Annotated in this window: 15 protein-coding genes; 6 read left to right on the plus strand and 9 right to left on the minus strand. The window is 52.7% G+C overall.

Annotated features, from left to right (window positions below; all coding sequences use genetic code 11):
* Window positions 1-38 precede the first annotated feature (38 nt).
* From CRN80_RS04180 to CRN80_RS04215, 8 genes are all read right to left on the minus strand, one after another.
* Window positions 39-3,197: an efflux RND transporter permease subunit gene (locus CRN80_RS04180; protein WP_008437418.1), complete on the minus strand. Its 3,159-nt coding sequence runs from the start codon at window positions 3,195-3,197 to the stop codon at window positions 39-41.
* Complete coding sequence (locus tag CRN80_RS04185; RefSeq protein WP_008437420.1) at window positions 3,194-4,678, minus strand: efflux RND transporter periplasmic adaptor subunit; 1,485 nt, start codon at window positions 4,676-4,678, stop codon at window positions 3,194-3,196. The genes CRN80_RS04180 and CRN80_RS04185 overlap by 4 nt, the downstream gene beginning before the upstream one ends.
* Window positions 4,675-5,931, minus strand: a complete 1,257-nt coding sequence (locus CRN80_RS04190) for a TolC family protein (protein ID WP_008437421.1) — start codon at window positions 5,929-5,931, stop codon at window positions 4,675-4,677. Before CRN80_RS04190 ends, CRN80_RS04185 begins: the two co-directional genes overlap by 4 nt.
* 99 nt (window positions 5,932-6,030) lie before the next feature.
* Window positions 6,031-6,372: a hypothetical protein gene (locus tag CRN80_RS31475; RefSeq protein ID WP_073844967.1), complete on the minus strand. Its 342-nt coding sequence runs from the start codon at window positions 6,370-6,372 to the stop codon at window positions 6,031-6,033.
* 74 nt (window positions 6,373-6,446) lie between these two features.
* Window positions 6,447-7,385, minus strand: a complete 939-nt coding sequence (copD, locus tag CRN80_RS04200; RefSeq protein WP_008437423.1) for a copper homeostasis membrane protein CopD — start codon at window positions 7,383-7,385, stop codon at window positions 6,447-6,449.
* 3 nt (window positions 7,386-7,388) lie between these two features.
* Window positions 7,389-7,772, minus strand: coding sequence for a copper homeostasis periplasmic binding protein CopC (gene copC, locus CRN80_RS04205; RefSeq protein WP_008437424.1), 384 nt, complete (start codon window positions 7,770-7,772; stop codon window positions 7,389-7,391).
* Window positions 7,773-8,131: 359 nt separating this feature from the next.
* The gene (gene copS, locus CRN80_RS04210) at window positions 8,132-9,520 is read right to left on the minus strand and encodes a copper resistance membrane spanning protein CopS (RefSeq protein WP_008437425.1); all 1,389 of its coding nucleotides are present in this window, start codon (window positions 9,518-9,520) and stop codon (window positions 8,132-8,134) included.
* Window positions 9,517-10,212 (minus strand): heavy metal response regulator transcription factor, encoded by a 696-nt coding sequence (locus CRN80_RS04215; RefSeq protein ID WP_008437429.1) that lies wholly within the window; start codon window positions 10,210-10,212, stop codon window positions 9,517-9,519. Before CRN80_RS04215 ends, copS begins: the two co-directional genes overlap by 4 nt.
* A gap of 205 nt (window positions 10,213-10,417) precedes the next feature.
* On the opposite strand from CRN80_RS04215, the gene CRN80_RS04220 reads away from it, so the two are divergent.
* From CRN80_RS04220 to CRN80_RS04240, 5 genes are all read left to right on the plus strand, one after another.
* Window positions 10,418-10,771 carry a co-regulatory protein PtrA N-terminal domain-containing protein gene (locus CRN80_RS04220; RefSeq protein WP_008437430.1) on the plus strand — a complete coding sequence of 118 codons (354 nt, stop codon included), beginning with the start codon at window positions 10,418-10,420 and terminating at the stop codon, window positions 10,769-10,771.
* Window positions 10,772-10,936: 165 nt separating this feature from the next.
* Entirely contained in the window at window positions 10,937-11,473 is a 537-nt protein-coding gene (locus tag CRN80_RS04225) for a plastocyanin/azurin family copper-binding protein (RefSeq protein WP_008437431.1), read from the plus strand.
* Window positions 11,474-11,567: 94 nt separating this feature from the next.
* Complete coding sequence (locus CRN80_RS04230; RefSeq protein WP_032899631.1) at window positions 11,568-11,813, plus strand: DUF2933 domain-containing protein; 246 nt, start codon at window positions 11,568-11,570, stop codon at window positions 11,811-11,813.
* Window positions 11,814-11,815: 2 nt separating this feature from the next.
* Entirely contained in the window at window positions 11,816-14,173 is a 2,358-nt protein-coding gene (locus CRN80_RS04235; protein ID WP_024073349.1) for a heavy metal translocating P-type ATPase, read from the plus strand.
* Window positions 14,174-14,284: 111 nt separating this feature from the next.
* Window positions 14,285-14,485 carry a heavy-metal-associated domain-containing protein gene (locus CRN80_RS04240; protein WP_008437435.1) on the plus strand — a complete coding sequence of 67 codons (201 nt, stop codon included), beginning with the start codon at window positions 14,285-14,287 and terminating at the stop codon, window positions 14,483-14,485.
* Window positions 14,486-14,515: 30 nt separating this feature from the next.
* On the opposite strand, the gene flgB is transcribed toward CRN80_RS04240, so the two are convergent.
* Window positions 14,516-14,929 (minus strand): flagellar basal body rod protein FlgB, encoded by a 414-nt coding sequence (flgB, locus tag CRN80_RS04245; RefSeq protein ID WP_008437437.1) that lies wholly within the window; start codon window positions 14,927-14,929, stop codon window positions 14,516-14,518.
* Window positions 14,930-15,315: 386 nt separating this feature from the next.
* Here flgB and CRN80_RS04250 point away from each other — a divergent pair, with 386 nt between their 5' ends.
* A complete protein-coding gene (locus CRN80_RS04250) occupies window positions 15,316-15,522 on the plus strand; it encodes a co-regulatory protein PtrA N-terminal domain-containing protein (protein ID WP_019821302.1) in 207 nt (68 codons plus the stop codon).
* The last annotated feature ends 173 nt before the right edge of the window (window positions 15,523-15,695 follow it).

Genomic DNA, 15,695 nt, shown 5'->3' on the forward strand with positions numbered 1-15,695 from the left:
CGCAAATACGGTGTTTGCAACTGCAATCAGGGTCAGTTTCATACGACTTTTTCTTGAGGATTGATGGGCTCAACTGAGAGGTGCCGGCGACGCATCAGTCGATAGGCTGCCGGAATGACAAACAGCGACAGCAAGGGCGCGGTAATCATGCCTCCAACCATGGGTGCCGCAATTCGGCTCATCACCTCGCTGCCGGTCCCGCTGCCCAGCAAAATGGGTAACAAGCCAGCAATGATGACAGCCACAGTCATGGCTTTGGGCCGAACGCGCTGGACAGCGCCTTCACGAATCGCGGCCATCAGCCCGTGCTCGGTCCTATCGCCGAGGTCTTCACGCTCAGCCCAGGCGTTCTTCAGATAAAGCAGCATAATTACGCCAAATTCGGCAGAAACACCGGCCAAAGCGATAAAGCCGACACCAGTGGCGACCGACAGGTTGAATCCCAATAGATAGAGAAACCATACCCCACCAGTCAGTGCGAATGGCAGAGTGGCCATGATCAGCAAGGCCTCATCGAAGCGAGCAAAGGTTAAATAAAGCAGCACGAAGATGATCAACAGCGTGGCAGGCACCACCAGCTTGAGTCGTGCGTTGGCCCTTTCGAGAAATTCGAACTGTCCTGCGTAGCTCAGGCTCATACCAGGCTGCAACTTAACCTGCTCGCTGACGACCCGTCGTAGATCGGCGACTACCGAAGCAATATCCCGTCCCCGCACGTCGATATACACCCAGCCTGAAGGTCGGGCGTTCTCACTCTTAAGCATCGGCGGACCATCGCTGACCTTGATCTTCGCAACGGTGCCAAGAGTGATCTGGCTGCCTAGAGGGGTATAGATAGGTAACTGCTCCAGAGCGCCGAGTGAATCCCGCCACTCACGAGGGTAACGTACGTTAATTGGGAAACGAGCCAACCCTTCAATCGTCTCCCCGACGTTTTCACCGCCGATTGCGCCGGCCACGATCGATTGCACATCGGCAATATTTAACCCATAGCGGGCCGCAGCTTTACGATCGATATCCACATCAATATAGCGGCCACCGGTCAGTCGTTCGGCCAACGCTGAACTCACACCTGAGACATCCTTGGCAACACGTTCGATGGCTTGGGTGACGGCATCGATCTCCGTCAGGTTGGTACCGGCAACCTTCACACCAATAGGGCTTTTTATGCCAGTGGCCAGCATGTCGATGCGGTTACGAATCGGCGGTATCCAGATGTTGGTCAATCCTGGGACACGCACCGCTTGGTCTAGCTCCTCAACGAGCTTTTCCTGGGTCATGCCTGGGCGCCACTGTTCGTGTGGTTTGAATTGGATGGTGGTTTCGAACATTTCCAAAGGTGCTGGGTCAGTCGCGGTTTCAGCGCGGCCGGCTTTGCCGAAAACGTGTTCGACCTCTGGAACTGTCTTTATCAGACGGTCAGTCTGTTGAAGCAGTTGCGCGGCCTTCTGCGCCGATAATCCAGGCAGAGCTGATGGCATATAGAGCAGGTCCCCTTCGTCCAGCGGGGGAAGAAACTCACCACCCAGACGAGAGATCGGCCACAACGCGCTGACAAAGACTAGCAACGCAACCAGCAGCGTTATTTTAGGTCGATGTAATACGGCGTCCAGAGCGGGTTCGTAGATCCGGATCAACCAGCGATTTAGCGGATTCTGCTGCTCATTGGGAATTCGTCCACGAATCCAATACCCCATCAACACCGGTACGAGAGTTACCGACAGTCCAGCCGCTGCGGCCATAGCGTAGGTTTTGGTGAACGCCAATGGACCGAATAGACGTCCTTCCTGAGCCTCCAGCGTGAACACCGGAATGAACGACAGGGTGATGATCAGCAGACAGAAGAACAATGCAGGTCCTACCTCGGCAGCCGCTTCAGTCATCACGTGCCAATGACGTTCACCTTTCAGTTCCTCCCCAGGATTGGCCACGTGCCAAGCCTCGACCTTCTTGTGGGCATTTTCAATCATCACCACGGCAGCGTCGACCATAGCGCCGATGGCGATGGCAATCCCGCCAAGGGACATGATGTTGGCGTTGATACCCTGATAGCGCATCACGATGAAGGCGATCAGCACCCCAACCGGCAGGGAAATGATTGCCACCAGAGATGAACGCAGGTGCCAGAGAAAGATTCCGCAGACCAACGCGACGACGATGAACTCTTCGATCAGCTTGTGGCTGAGGTTTTCCACGGCACGATCAATCAACTTGCTGCGGTCGTAGGTGGTGACGATTTCAACCCCCGCCGGCAGACTGCTTTTCAGCTCGTCGAGTTTGGTTTTGACCGCCGCAATGGTTTCACGAGCATTCTTCCCGCTGCGCAGAATCACCACGCCGCCGACGGTCTCACCTTCACCGTCGAGTTCGGTAATGCCTCGACGCATCTCAGGCCCTAACTGAATCGTGGCAACATCGCCCAACGTGACCGGCACACTGCCCGCGCCCAGTTTGAGCGGGATGGCGCGAAAGTCATTGAGCGTCTTTAGGTAGCCGGAAGCTCGTACGATGAACTCTGTCTCCGCCATTTCCAGCACGGCTCCACCGGTTTCCTGATTGGCTTTGCCGATCGCCTCGGTCACCTCAGACTGCGTGATACCCAAGTTCGCCAACTTTAGCGGATCGAGCTGGACCTGATACTGTTTGACCATGCCACCTACGGTGGCAACTTCCGCAACGTTCGGCAGCGTCTTGAGCTCGAATTTGAGAAACCAGTCCTGTAGGGCTCGCAGTTGCGCCAGATCGTGCCCACCGCTGCGATCAACCAACGCGTACTGGAAAATCCAGCCAACGCCAGTGGCATCAGGTCCTAAGGCTGGCTTAGCACTGGCTGGTAGGCGGCTTTGTATCTGGCTCAGGTATTCCAACACCCGCGAGCGGGCCCAGTACAAGTCAGTTCCGTCTTCGAACAGCACATAAACGAAGCTGTCGCCAAAGAAGGAGTAACCGCGCACAGTCTTGGCCCCAGGTACCGAGAGCATGGTGGTTGCCAGTGGATAGGTCACCTGGTTTTCGACGATCTGTGGGGCTTGGCCTGGGTAAGGTGTACGGATAATTACCTGAACATCCGACAGGTCTGGCAATGCATCGATGGGCGTACTTTGAACCGCCCAGATCCCCCATGCCGTGACGAACAGCGTCGCCAGCAACACAAGAAAGCGGTTGGCCACCGACCAGCGAATAAGGGCCGCAATCATGGCTGGCCCCCAGAGCGTTCCAGACGTTCAACACGCAGACCATCGTCCGTCTGGCTAACAGCGATCCGAACCTTGTCGCCCGTTTTTAGGCCCTTCATCAGAGCAGGAGTGGCGAGAGGGAAAGTCATCGTCATGCCTGGCATACCCAATGTCTTGAAGGGACCGTGGGCGAGCGTGACTTCTTTGTCGTTGATCTCAACGATCTGACCATCGGCCTCATGCAAAGCGCCAACGGGCATAGTAGATGGCGAAACGTCCAATGAGCTTGCGACAACGCCCTTGAGACTGGCCTCCGAGTCGAGCAGGAACTGGCCAGAGGTCACCACTTTCTGCCCCTCTTCCAAGCCTTTCAATATCGCCGTCTTGCCATCGTTATCCTGGCCTAGCTGCACCTCCACCGGGCGATATCGACCAGCGTCTTCAGAGAGCATGACCAACGCACGTCGACCGGTACGAATGACGGCCTCGCTCGGCACCCACAGAACACTTTGCTCCGTTGAACGATTGAGGCTTACCTGTGCGGTCAAACCTGGTCTGAGTCGGCCATCTGGATTGGGTAACTCAACTCGAACGCGAAGTGTGCGACTGTCCGAACTGGTTTCCGGAAGAATCGCACTGACGACGCCCTTGAGCACAACTCCAGGGAATGCGGATAAACGCGCTTCAGCTGCTTGCCCTACTACGATTGACCCAGCTTCCGCCTCTGGTACAGCCACGGCCAGCCAGACACTGCTCAAACCATTAACACGAGCCAACGTCTCGCCTGCGGCCACCGTCATACCTTCACGCACACTCAGCTCTTGAAGCACACCACCAATAGGGCTGGTCAGCGTCAGGTTCGATTGAACTTTGCCAGTGCGCTCAACTTGAGCAATTAACGTAAGTGGCATTCCGGTTAGCCGCAGTCGCTGCCGGGCCGCTGTCAGCAAGCCAGCATCGCCACTACGCTTGAGGGCGAGAAATTCCTCCTGAGCAGCTGCCCACTCCGGCACCAAGATATCTGCCAAGGCGGCATTCGCTTTCAGCACATCACCAGGTGCGTGGGCATACACACGCTCGACAAAACCCGCTGTACGGGCCTGAATGACTGCAACGTCCCGTTCGTTGAAGGCCAGCACACCTACCACGTTCAGTGTCGAGGCAAATACGCCTCGACTGACACTAGCCAGTCGCACACCAAGGTTCTGAGTCAGGCTTGGATCAATTCGAATGGCAGCGCTGTCCCCCTTGGTATCTGCGTATTGAGGGATCATCTGCATGTCCATGAAGGGTGACTTACCCGGTTTATCGAATTTCTGTTGTGGGTACATGGGATCATACCAATACAGAACTTTTCGATCGGCAGAGGCTTTGGGTTCATGATCCGGTACGACACCAGCTACTCCGCTCATTCGCGGTTGGGCTAACCAGTAACCCCCGGCAACACCCAAGGCAATCGAGATGCCGATGATTAAAGTCCCTTTCCATAATTTAAAAATCATTGAGCGGACTCCCCGTAAGAGAAATACAGGCGAGCGCTGGTCAGGGCACGTTGCTCTTCAACGTCAACCTGCTTGAGACGGGCTTCGATGAGTTCGCGTCGGGCGGCAACAACCGAGTTCAAATCACCCTTGCCGGAGCGGTAGCTGGCCATCGTGAGTTCGACCTTTTCTTTAGCCAACGGCAACAAGCTTTCCTGATTACGGCTGACTGCACGATTGAGGCGCTCGTAGTCAGCCAACTCATCCTCCAGTTGCTGGGTATGCTCGCGTGACAGGGCTTCGCGCTCAGCCTCAAGCTGGTTTAGTTCGGCGTGCTTGGCCGCAATCTTGGGGTTTTGCCGAGAGTTAGGGAACAGCGGGAGATCCCATGAAAACTGCACGCTGACCATGTCACCGAATTGTTGGCCTCGGTGCTGATAATCGAATTCCCAGCTCCAGTCAGACTGCTTTTCCGCCTCAGCTTCACGGATCTTGGCTTGTGCTTCACGGGTCATCGGCACAAAAGCCGCTAATTCGGGGTGATGTTGCAGCTTATGGGAGTAACCTGAGGTCTCAATAGGCCAATCAGGCAAACCGCCTACCGGTTTGTCATCGGCGGCAGGGCCAATCCAGCGCTTGAGGGCGGCCCGGGCCTGTGCACGTTGACGAACTAAATCATCCTGCTGCTCAGCCAGTTGAGCAGCTTCCTGTTTAGGTGTCACCGCATCGGCGGGTTGGGCTCGGCCACCCGCAATCTGAGCTCTGACGGTATCGGTCAGAAGACGGTTTTCTTTGTAGAAGTCCTGGAACAACGCATCTTTACGCTCAACCGAGTAGCTTCTGATCCAGGCTAATGCCGTGGACTGTCGGACGTTCAGACGCGCCACTCGACGCTCGGCTGACGCTCGATCAACAGCCGCATCCGCGACCTCGATACGTGCTTTGCGCTTGTCGCTGTTGGGCATCTCCTGCCTAATCCCGACCACTTGCATGGTCATGAAGTCCTGGTCGATGCTCCATCTGTCGGGTCCACCAATGGGGTAGTTCTGCACGCCCAGCAGTAGCTTGGGATCGGGTAGTTCGCCGGCGGGAATGGCCGCGCTAGTGGCTGCTTGAATTTTGGCGTCTTGTGCGGTCAACGATGGTGCATTGTTTTCGGCCAGACGCAGCGCTTCATCGAATGTCAATGCGCTAGCGAAGCTCGGCAATGCAAGTACGCTTGCCGCCAGGCCGGCCAGGAAGGACCAACCTGTGCAACAGCACTTGGAGTTCATGTTCACGATTCCTGTGATGATCCACCGCGCGCTTCATAAGACATGCGCGCAGATATGCCATCCCGCTAACGCGGAATGAGGCTCAGTGTGGTACAGGAATCAAGTACGTGGGGGTCGCCATACCCCTGAAGAGGTTTGTACGAGCGGGAAATGGCTGGAGAATGATAGAATGAGAGGACTGGACAGGGTGATAGGAGGCTTGATGATCGATACTTGCAACATGCCGCCAGTTTTGCATTCCTGACCGGGCTTACAAGGTTTGCCATGCTCGGTGGGACTTTTCATGTCGTGGCAGCAGTCTTGCCCCATACCATCCATCATCGCCATGCCCATGGTTTTCATCGGGCATGGTTCAATCGATGTCTGAACACCCGCCATCCCGCTGAGGGGAAGCGCCAAGCTAATCAGGAAAATTAGGCAAAACCGCAGGTAGCGTTTCATGAGCTGGAGTGTAGACGGTGCAAATGGCCCTTACAATTCACCCTTGAGACTCCTTAGTCGGCCATCACCAACCGCTATGCCGCGCTCATTTCCATGACCGGGCTTAAAGTACCTAACCATGCGACTAGACAAATAATGATGACTGCCATTGAAAATTCGAGCTTCATGCTACGGCGCAAGGCATTGACCGCGACAGCATAGTCTCCATTTCGAACAGAACGTTCCAAGAGCGGGCTTAGGTGAAAACGGTTGAGCGTCGCTAATACGATCATCCCGGCAAAGAGCAGGACCTTCAAAAATAGCAACTCGCCATAAGTGCTGAGCATCACCTCATCGAGATTTGGCCCAACGATAAATAGGTAGTTCGCCACTCCCGTAATGCTGATGATCACTACAATCACCGCGCCGGCCGATTCAAACCCTGTCAGTACCCGAGCAAGAATTCGTGCTTCTCGCTCACCTTTCAGTGATTTCAAACGCAGCAGCAGGGCAAATGCCGCTAGCGCACCCAACCAACCGCCTGCGGCCAAAAGATGGAAGATATCGCTAATAAAGTGCCAGTAGCGACGGCTCCCCTCGTCCATTGCTCCGTGCCCTGTCCATGCCAGCGTCGCTAGCGCAATCGCGCCACAGACAGTGACAATCCAAAGACTCAGTGTTGGAAAGCGCTTGTTCAGGGAAACGCCAATAATGGCCGTCACCAACGCCCCTATTCGGACCATCCAGGTCAAACCGACGTCAGTCCCCATGAGAACCATTTGAAAGATATGGTGATGTAGCTCCATGAAACCCGACACGCCACTCATTGCTTTCGCAAGTAACAACATGGCGGCAAGGGACAGAGCTACACCTACAGCAGAAGTACTGTAAAGAAGCGACTCAAAATTCAAAACTGTTCCCGATATTCTTTCTTTTCCCCTGAGGCTATAAAGACCAAAAATTGCCAGTCCAAATAACAGCATCAGGTCGAAATAAAGAGCAAAGCGAACAACGATATTTAATGAGTCGCTCATGAATCATTTCACTTTGAAAGAAAAGTTGCCGGTAATCGGGTGAGTGTCCGAGGAAACGGCACGCCATTCGACTTTGTAAGTACCCGTGGTCAATGGCGATGCGGGTGTAATAACCATCGTCTTCGGATCACCGCCACCTGCCACGTTAGCTTTTACGCCCATAGGTGAATTCGGCATACCAGGCATATCGGTCATAATCAGCTTTGCACCAGAGAACTGAGTCGTTAGATTCTCAGAAAAGTGCAGTTCGATTTTAGACGGAGCCGCCGCATCCGATCCTTCAGCGGGAGTAGAAGAAACCAGCTTTGGATGCGCCTGAGCAACTGCACTCAGAAGCAAACCCGCAGTCAGCGCAACAGCTACGGTGGTAGTTTTAAGGAATGACATGCAAGACTCCTGACAGCAAAAGCTGTTGGTTCTAGGTTTTTAGGGAATATCTAGTTTTTTACTTTTTGACGCTCGTTAAAACCACTGACGAATACCTAGCAAATTCCGTGTTCTAGGGCCGGCTGGACAGGGAGGAATCACAAGATTTCCAACGTCACAGTGCGAGTACACGATGCCACATGAACGCAAACTGTTCGATTACATTTCAGTCAGCTTGGGGCGGGTTTTTGGCACTGATCTGCCCGGATACGGCGCCAAATACGCGACTTTCTTTGGAACGCTCCAAGAGTTTTCTCTCATCCAAAAACGATCCTATTGAGCTAACCACATGTTGCCTGCATACATATGAACAAGGTGTCTTAGACCTTTCTTGCATCAGCACATGGGAGTTCAATATGAAAGGCTGTTATTCCGTTTAACGACGTACACCATATTTTTCCGTCATGCGCTTCAATGATAGATCGAGTAATCGATAAACCTAGCCCTGCATTACTTGGACTTCCTTCTCTGCGAGCTGGGTCCACGCGATAAAATCGATCAAACAGCTTTTCAAGATGCTCGGACGCAATGGGCTCTCCCGGGTTCTCCACAGAGACTGATATTGAAGTTCCTTTCTGCCGAATATCGACAGTAATACACTTTCCTTCGGGGGTGTACCGGAGCGCATTTGAGAGCAGATTAGAGATGGCCCTGTCGAGCATGAGTACGTCACCTCGGACGCTACCCCTGCCTGTGACCTTCAGGTCGATCCCTCGCTCATCAGCCAGCAAACGGTAGTACTCGAGTAATTTCTCTACTACTGCTACCAGGTCAATCGGTTTGTTTTCATGTGTAATTAGACCGTTATCTGATTTCGCTAGAAAAAGCATGTCATCAATCATACGTCCCATACGTTTCAAGTCATCAAGATTTGAGTACAGATTGTCCTCGTAGTCCTCAATATTTCTTTTTCTAGATAAAATCACTTCAGTGTGAGTCATCAAATTGCTAACGGGTGTCCGTAATTCGTGAGCAATGTCCGCAGAGAAGTTCGATAAACGAACAAACGCATCGTCCAGTCTAGATAACATTGCGTTGAACGAGAGCACCATCTGCTGGAGCTCTTGGGGAACGGGACCTAATGGAATACGCTCTTTGAGCGATTTAGCTGACATCGAAGCTGCTACCTGAGTGACTAGGCGAATAGGTCGTAGTCCACTACGCGCTACCATCCAGCCCAGTGCAGCACTGACCAGCGCGCTTATCACCAGTCCTATCCAAAACCATCGTTCAAGCGTCTCGAAGAAGGCCATATGTTGAGTAACATCAAAGATCAACATCACTGTCAATGGCTTGTCCTGCCCCGTCACTATGGCTTGCGCCGTCACGCCTCGAAATATCTGCTCCTGGTCTCGCCACTCCCAGACATTGCTGTTTGTGACCGTTCGGAAGTCTTCAGGAACTACGATCGGACCTGGGTCAGCAAACAGGAGCTTACCGTCACCATCGATGATAAGAGCTGTCAAATCACGATGAGCACCAAGCAGTGCCTCCAGCTCAGGCTTAACATCACTGAATTGATCAATGCTGTTCAACCCAGTCAAAATTCTTTGCGTCGAGTGAAGCTTTTCGTTCAGCGCCTGCTGATCCAGCATCTTGAAATGATGCCGGCTGAGGTTGTTAAAACTGAGTCCAGCGACGGTGAGCACAGCCGTTACAGCTAGCATGAACATCAGGCTCATGCGCGTAGTCAGGGACATTCGCTTCATTCCGACCCCGTCCCCGAATCCGGCGCATCCAGCATGTACCCCATGCCTCGAGAGGTGTGGATAAGCTTGACCTCAAAATCATCATCAATCTTTGCTCTGAGCCTCCTGACAGCAACCTCGATGACGTTAGTATCGCTGTCAAAGTTCATGTCCCAGACCTGGGAAGCAATAAGCGACTTGGGCAGAACCTCACCTCGACGACGGAGCAGCAATTCGAGCAACGCAAACTCTTTGGCCGTTAGATCTATACGTTTGCCTGCGCGGATAACCCTGCGTTTGAGGAGGTCCACCTCCAAATCAGCCAATTTCATATGGGTTTGGGAGGGGGCAGTGGTACCTCTACGCAGCAGCGTTCTGACGCGAGCCAGCAATTCAGAAAATGCGAAGGGTTTGATCAGGTAATCGTCAGCCCCCAGCTCAAGTCCTTTTACCCGATCCTCAACTCGGTCTCGCGCCGTGAGGAAAAGCACAGGGACATTTTTTCCGGATGCTCTCACTTTCTGAAGTACTTCCCAGCCATCCAGCCCAGGCATCATCACATCGAGAATCAGCAGGTCATACGCCTCGCTCAAGGCGTGCTGAAGCGCGTCTTTGCCATTGGTAAAACGATCAACATTGAACCCCGCCTCGGTGAGTCCTTGCTGCAAATAAATACCTATTTTGGGTTCGTCTTCCGCAACCAGAAGTCTCATGGGGATGGCTCTCGAATAATTGTGAGGCTGAGTCTGCAATGAAATGCCTCTGCCAACCAGCAACTGACAGAAAAGTAATATTGGCTTCAGGTAGATGTCAGCGAGTGCTGTCTAGGGTTCGAGCATGAGTACTTTCTGGTGCTCGACCGACTCTTAACCATGAAAGCTAGAGGAGCCGGAAAACAAATCAAAAAGGAGCTTCCTCATGAACCGTTTAAAAGTCCTATTCTTTGCTAGTTCGATACTCATCTCAGCATCTGCGTTGGCTGAAGGTGGTGCAGATCGGATTATGGAGCGCATGGAAAGCCTGCGCGATAAAGCCGAAGCGACCTTGGTACAAGCTGAAAAAGCTCCTGAAGGGCAGCGCCATGTTCACATGGCCGAGCATATGAAAATACTGGGCGAGATCATGGGCCAGCTTCATCTAGATCATCCAAAAGCATCAATGTCACCTCAGGAACATCTCGCCTGGATGGAAAAACACGACGCCATGGTTGATGACGTTTTGAACCAAATGCAGCGCGAGCACAAACTGATGCTTTCTGAGAACCATCAGTAACCGAATAACTCCTACGGGGCTCTCTGAACCGCCCACTAGACACGGCGTCATCTGGGCGCCGTGTTTTCTCAGGAAAACTGACAGAAATGTAGTGTTCAAGTCAGTTAACGCTCAGCTCTATCCCTTTAGCATAGCTAGTATTTTCCACTGGCTCTCGAGGTCACCATGAAAACTAAGCTCATTACTCCAGTTATTGCGGCAATCACCCTACTCCTCGGCGCTACGGCGATGGCCAGCGTAGGTCATGGGAAAGAGGATATCGGTCAGCCTGGAGTCGCCTCAGAGGTCACTCGCACGGTTGATGTAGAGATGGGTGATATTTTCTTCAAAACTAAAAGCATCGACGTAAAGCCCGGTGAAACGGTTCGCTTTGTACTTCACAACAAAGGGGCGTTGCTGCACGAGTTCAATATCGGCCAAGCCGCTGCTCACGCGGCGCACCAAAAAGAAATGGCGAGCATGTTCCAGAATGGAACGCTTACACCCACCGGAACTGGAAAAATGTGGGGCAACATGGGCCATAGCATGGGAGGCATGAAGATGGTTGGAATGGAACACAACGACCCGAATAGCGTGCTGATCGAGCCAGGGGCAACCAAGGAGTTGATCTGGACCTTCAACAACACAACTGGACTTCAATTTGCCTGCAACGTGCCAGGTCATTACCAGTCGGGGATGGTCGGTCAATTTGACTTGAAGTAAGCCTGAACCGACCGCTAAAACCGCGTCGACGCAAGAGTTCGCTATGCTCTGAGGCAGAGATCAGAGCAACACGCTCACACACGGGGTCTAGATCATGGATAAGCATCAGCATCCGGCTGGAAGCACCTCCCCACCATTTTGGAGGCGCAAAACAGGCGTTGTACTGATCATGCTCATTGCGATCGGTGCCTTTTACGGGGTGCGGGAACATTTCACCCACGTTTATCCGTATTTGCCCTACCTCATCCTGTTGATCTGTCCATTGATGCATTTTTTTGGACATGGACATGGCGGACATGACCATGGCGATCAGGCAGGAACCAACAAGGAAGAGAAATAGCTATGCCCACTCCACCGAGCCACCACGATCACGGTCCCGCCCACGCTGCCTCACCCAATGACGGTGGTCTACGCGACCCGGTGTGCGGTATGGCGGTTATACCTCCAAGTAAATTTGGCGAGTCTTACCAAGGACAGACGTATCAATTTTGTAGCCAGAAATGCCAAGAGAAATTTCGGGCAGATCCAGAACGCTACATTGGTAATCATCCCAGCGCTGAACCCAGCAGCGCCGCTATAGAGCCCACGCTACAGGTAGCCACTGAGTTTACCTGTCCTATGCACCCGGAAATAAGACAGCCAGGGCCCGGCAATTGCCCTAAATGTGGCATGACATTAGAGCCCGTCATGCCCGCGCTTGATGACGATGACAAACCCGAGCTCCTGGATTTCACCCGCCGCTTTTGGTGGTCGCTGCCTTTAACCGTAATGGTGGCCCTTCTAGCCATGGCGGGTCACTCATTACAAATCTTCCATGGTTCGGTTCAAAACTGGATCGAGTTCGCTCTTGCCACTCCGGTCACCTTATGGGCAGGTTGGCCCTTTTTTGTAAGAGGCATAGCATCCGTTAGAAATCGCAGTCCAAACATGTGGACTCTGATTGGTTTAGGTACTGCCGCAGCCTATCTTTACAGCGTCGCGGCAACCCTATTTCCCCAAAGTTTTCCCACCACCTTCATGCAAGATGGACGCATCGGCGTCTACTTCGAAGCCGCTGCGGTCATCATCTCGCTCACCTTGCTTGGGCAGATTCTTGAGCTCAAAGCACGGTCACAAACCTCCGCCGCCATTAAGTCCCTTCTTGGCCTATCTCCCAAGACTGCACGCAGGATCAACGCCGATGGTCAGGAGGAAGACATTCCTCTTACCCATGTTCACTTGGGAGACCATTTGCGGGTCAGACCTGGTGAAAAAGTGCCAGTTGATGGCTCTGTACTCGAGGGAGAAAGTGCGGTGGATGAATCCATGCTCACTGGTGAACCTGTGCCGGTCATGAAAAGAGCAGGGGATAGTCTGATCGGTGCCACGCTTAATACTCATGGAAGCTTGGTGATGGAGGCGCGAAAGGTCGGCGCTGACACCATGCTGTCGCAGATAGTACAAATGGTCGCACTAGCCCAACGCTCCAAAGCGCCCATGCAACGAATGGCCGACTCGATCGCCGGCTACTTTGTGATGGCGGTTATCGCGATTGCGTTGCTGACCCTCATAGGTTGGGGACTGTTCGGCCCGGAACCCAGCTGGGTCTTCGGCCTGATCAACGCTGTCGCCGTGCTTATCATCGCTTGTCCCTGTGCTCTGGGTCTGGCAACGCCCATGTCGATCATGGTTTCGACGGGTAAAGCCGCCAGTATGGGTGTGCTGTTCAGAGATGCCAGTGCCATCGAAAACCTTTGCAAGATCGACACACTGATTGTCGATAAAACGGGAACCCTGACAGAGGGACGGCCGGTATTTCACAGTGTGGAGGCCACACCAGATTTCAACCCACGCGATGTGCTTCAACTGGCCGCTAGCCTTGATCAAGGCAGCGAACATCCTTTGGCACACGCCATCGTCGATCACGCCCGAACTGAAAATATTGCGCTCACCAAGCCTGAATCGTTTGAGTCCGGCTCAGGGATTGGGGTGAGTGGTCTCGTTGATGGCAAGAAAGTACAGCTGGGCAACACTGCACTGATGGAAGCTGCCGGCGTGAGCACAAAGGTCTTACAAGAACGTGCAGAGTTGTTGCGCCTTGAAGGCATCAGCATCATCTATCTAGCAGTTGACGGGGTCTTGGCAGGATTACTAGCGGTCTCAGACCCGATAAAACCGACCTCTAAAGAAGCAGTCACCAAGCTTAAGGCTGATAACGTAAAAATCATCATGGCCACGGGAGACGGGCTCACCACCGCACGTGCTGTCGCCAAGGAGATGGGTATTGAAGAGGTTCATGGTGAAGTGAAACCTCAGGACAAGGAGCGCCTGGTGGCGGACCTCCAGCAATCCGGTCGAAAGGTTGCCATGGCCGGCGACGGTATCAACGACGCACCGGCCTTGGCGCGAGCAGATGTGGGCATTGCCATGGGTACAGGGACTGACGTCGCGATGAATAGCGCGCAGCTCACGCTGGTAAAAGGCGACCTGATGGGGATTTTACGGGCACGGGCACTTTCGGTTGCAACGGTAAAAAACATGCGGCAAAACTTGGGGTTCGCCTTCCTTTACAACTCAATGGGTATTCCCCTCGCCGCAGGCCTGCTCTATCCACTGACGGGGCACCTTCTGTCTCCAATGATTGCTGCGTTAGCCATGAGCGTCAGTTCTGCGTCTGTAGTTTTCAATGCTTTGAGGCTGAGGAATACCCGAATTGAATGAGCGTAACCGATGCTCACAGCCCGCTATACATAACTCTTGACCTTACCGTGGTGTCAACGTTGATCTTGTTGTTGCGGTGAAAATAGACTGCTCAGCACAAGAGGAATAACCATGTTCGTCTTAAACGTATCAGGCATTGGTTGCGGTAGCTGCGTCAGCAAAATCACCAAAGCAATTCAGTCACTGGACAGCGAGGCTATGATTTCCGTGGATCGCGCAGCAGGTAAGGTAAGCGTTGAAAGCAGTGAAAACCCAGAGCAAGTCCGTAAAACTGTCGAAGCACTCGGTTTCCCTTCCCAAATCAGCGCCTGAGGCGCTGATTCCCTCGCTGGGTAAAGTTTATTATTCACCTCGCAGAGCTTTAAGTAGCCCCTTAAATGCTCCATTTAATCTAGTAAAGGCGGTTTCGAAATGAATTTCATTTTCCGTATACTTTGCGACCTCGACCTGTTGATCCACAGTATTTTGATCAATGGAAGGTTGGTTCGGCGTACTGTAAAGCAAAGCACCGCCGTGAATATCACTTACTAATTCGTTTACGGCAATATGTTTTGGGTTTGTTGTTTTTAAAGAGAACGGAGTAGCCAAACCTCCTTTTGTTTGGCTAGCCAGTACAGCAGAAAAGTCCAAGTCCCTGGCCTTAAAGTTAGGAGTGTCGGCATTAGCGATATTATTGCTAAGTACCTCAGCTCGTTGGCTGCGAAAACGTAATGCTCTTTCTGCGGAGCCAAGCGCTTTGTCAAAATTAATACTCACCGGTGGCCACCTTTAGTTACGCTGCCATTTAATTCCCACCTATCGAACACTCAAGTGCTTAACGTAGTGCGTCCGAGCCGATGTATGATTTCAGCGAAAAACTCAAAAAACGCCACGCCATCGTGCAGTGACCGGAAACTTACAACGCCGCACAGGTAAATTTTAGATGGTGGATGGAGGTTATGTGTCGTTGGATAGCTTAGACCTTACGGACTAATCACTCTGCATCTCAAGAGAAATATCGCAACCTGACACAACTGTAATATTGGCCTAAGCTTCCTGACAGGGGATGAGTCTTATAGTCCTATTGAGCCTCAAGCTCACCCCCTAGAGTCAACGACTGATGTGGATTCAGGGGTCACCAATAATCATCCGAGGCCCCCCAAATGAACCCTATCAAAACCTTGTTCGTCATCGCGGCTCTGACCGTCTCTTCTTTGGCTATGGCTGAAGGGGGTGGTGACCGGACTTTCGCACGCATGGAAGTGGCCAGGAATAATTCGATGGAATCGTACCGAGTAGCTCAAACGCAAAATGCCCAACATCCCGTCGCTGAAAGCAAAGCCAAGGCGATGGATCACAAGAATTGCTAAATAGCTAGCCCTCCAAGCTGACAGAAATGTAATCACTGCGGTGGTTTAAATGTGGCAATTTCTGAGCTCGCTTGCCGTAAGAGTTTGTCTTTTGTGACGGTGGGCAAAGCTGATCCGGGCAACTCATGATCGGTTGTTTCGCACGGCTTCCCTTTTGACTGATTGGAAATAAA

It is taken from the genome of Pseudomonas sp. FDAARGOS_380 (assembly GCF_002591235.1).
In the GTDB taxonomy this organism is placed as follows: domain Bacteria; phylum Pseudomonadota; class Gammaproteobacteria; order Pseudomonadales; family Pseudomonadaceae; genus Aquipseudomonas; species Aquipseudomonas salmasensis.

Bases quoted from the DNA above. Each gene is read 5' to 3' on its own strand.
- copD (WP_008437423.1), bottom strand. From the start codon at position 7,385: ATGAGCGACTCATTAAATATCGTTGTTCGCTTTGCTCTTTATTTCGAC.
- CRN80_RS04235 (WP_024073349.1), top strand. From the start codon at position 11,816: ATGCCCACTCCACCGAGCCACCACGATCACGGTCCCGCCCACGCTGCC.
- CRN80_RS04215 (WP_008437429.1), bottom strand. From the start codon at position 10,212: ATGAGACTTCTGGTTGCGGAAGACGAACCCAAAATAGGTATTTATTTG.
- copS (WP_008437425.1), bottom strand. From the start codon at position 9,520: ATGAAGCGAATGTCCCTGACTACGCGCATGAGCCTGATGTTCATGCTA.
- CRN80_RS04185 (WP_008437420.1), bottom strand. From the start codon at position 4,678: ATGATTTTTAAATTATGGAAAGGGACTTTAATCATCGGCATCTCGATT.
- CRN80_RS04220 (WP_008437430.1), top strand. From the start codon at position 10,418: ATGAACCGTTTAAAAGTCCTATTCTTTGCTAGTTCGATACTCATCTCA.
- CRN80_RS04190 (WP_008437421.1), bottom strand. From the start codon at position 5,931: ATGAACTCCAAGTGCTGTTGCACAGGTTGGTCCTTCCTGGCCGGCCTG.
- CRN80_RS04180 (WP_008437418.1), bottom strand. From the start codon at position 3,197: ATGATTGCGGCCCTTATTCGCTGGTCGGTGGCCAACCGCTTTCTTGTG.
- CRN80_RS04225 (WP_008437431.1), top strand. From the start codon at position 10,937: ATGAAAACTAAGCTCATTACTCCAGTTATTGCGGCAATCACCCTACTC.
- CRN80_RS31475 (WP_073844967.1), bottom strand. From the start codon at position 6,372: ATGAAACGCTACCTGCGGTTTTGCCTAATTTTCCTGATTAGCTTGGCG.
- CRN80_RS04250 (WP_019821302.1), top strand. From the start codon at position 15,316: ATGAACCCTATCAAAACCTTGTTCGTCATCGCGGCTCTGACCGTCTCT.
- CRN80_RS04240 (WP_008437435.1), top strand. From the start codon at position 14,285: ATGTTCGTCTTAAACGTATCAGGCATTGGTTGCGGTAGCTGCGTCAGC.
- CRN80_RS04230 (WP_032899631.1), top strand. From the start codon at position 11,568: ATGGATAAGCATCAGCATCCGGCTGGAAGCACCTCCCCACCATTTTGG.
- copC (WP_008437424.1), bottom strand. From the start codon at position 7,772: ATGTCATTCCTTAAAACTACCACCGTAGCTGTTGCGCTGACTGCGGGT.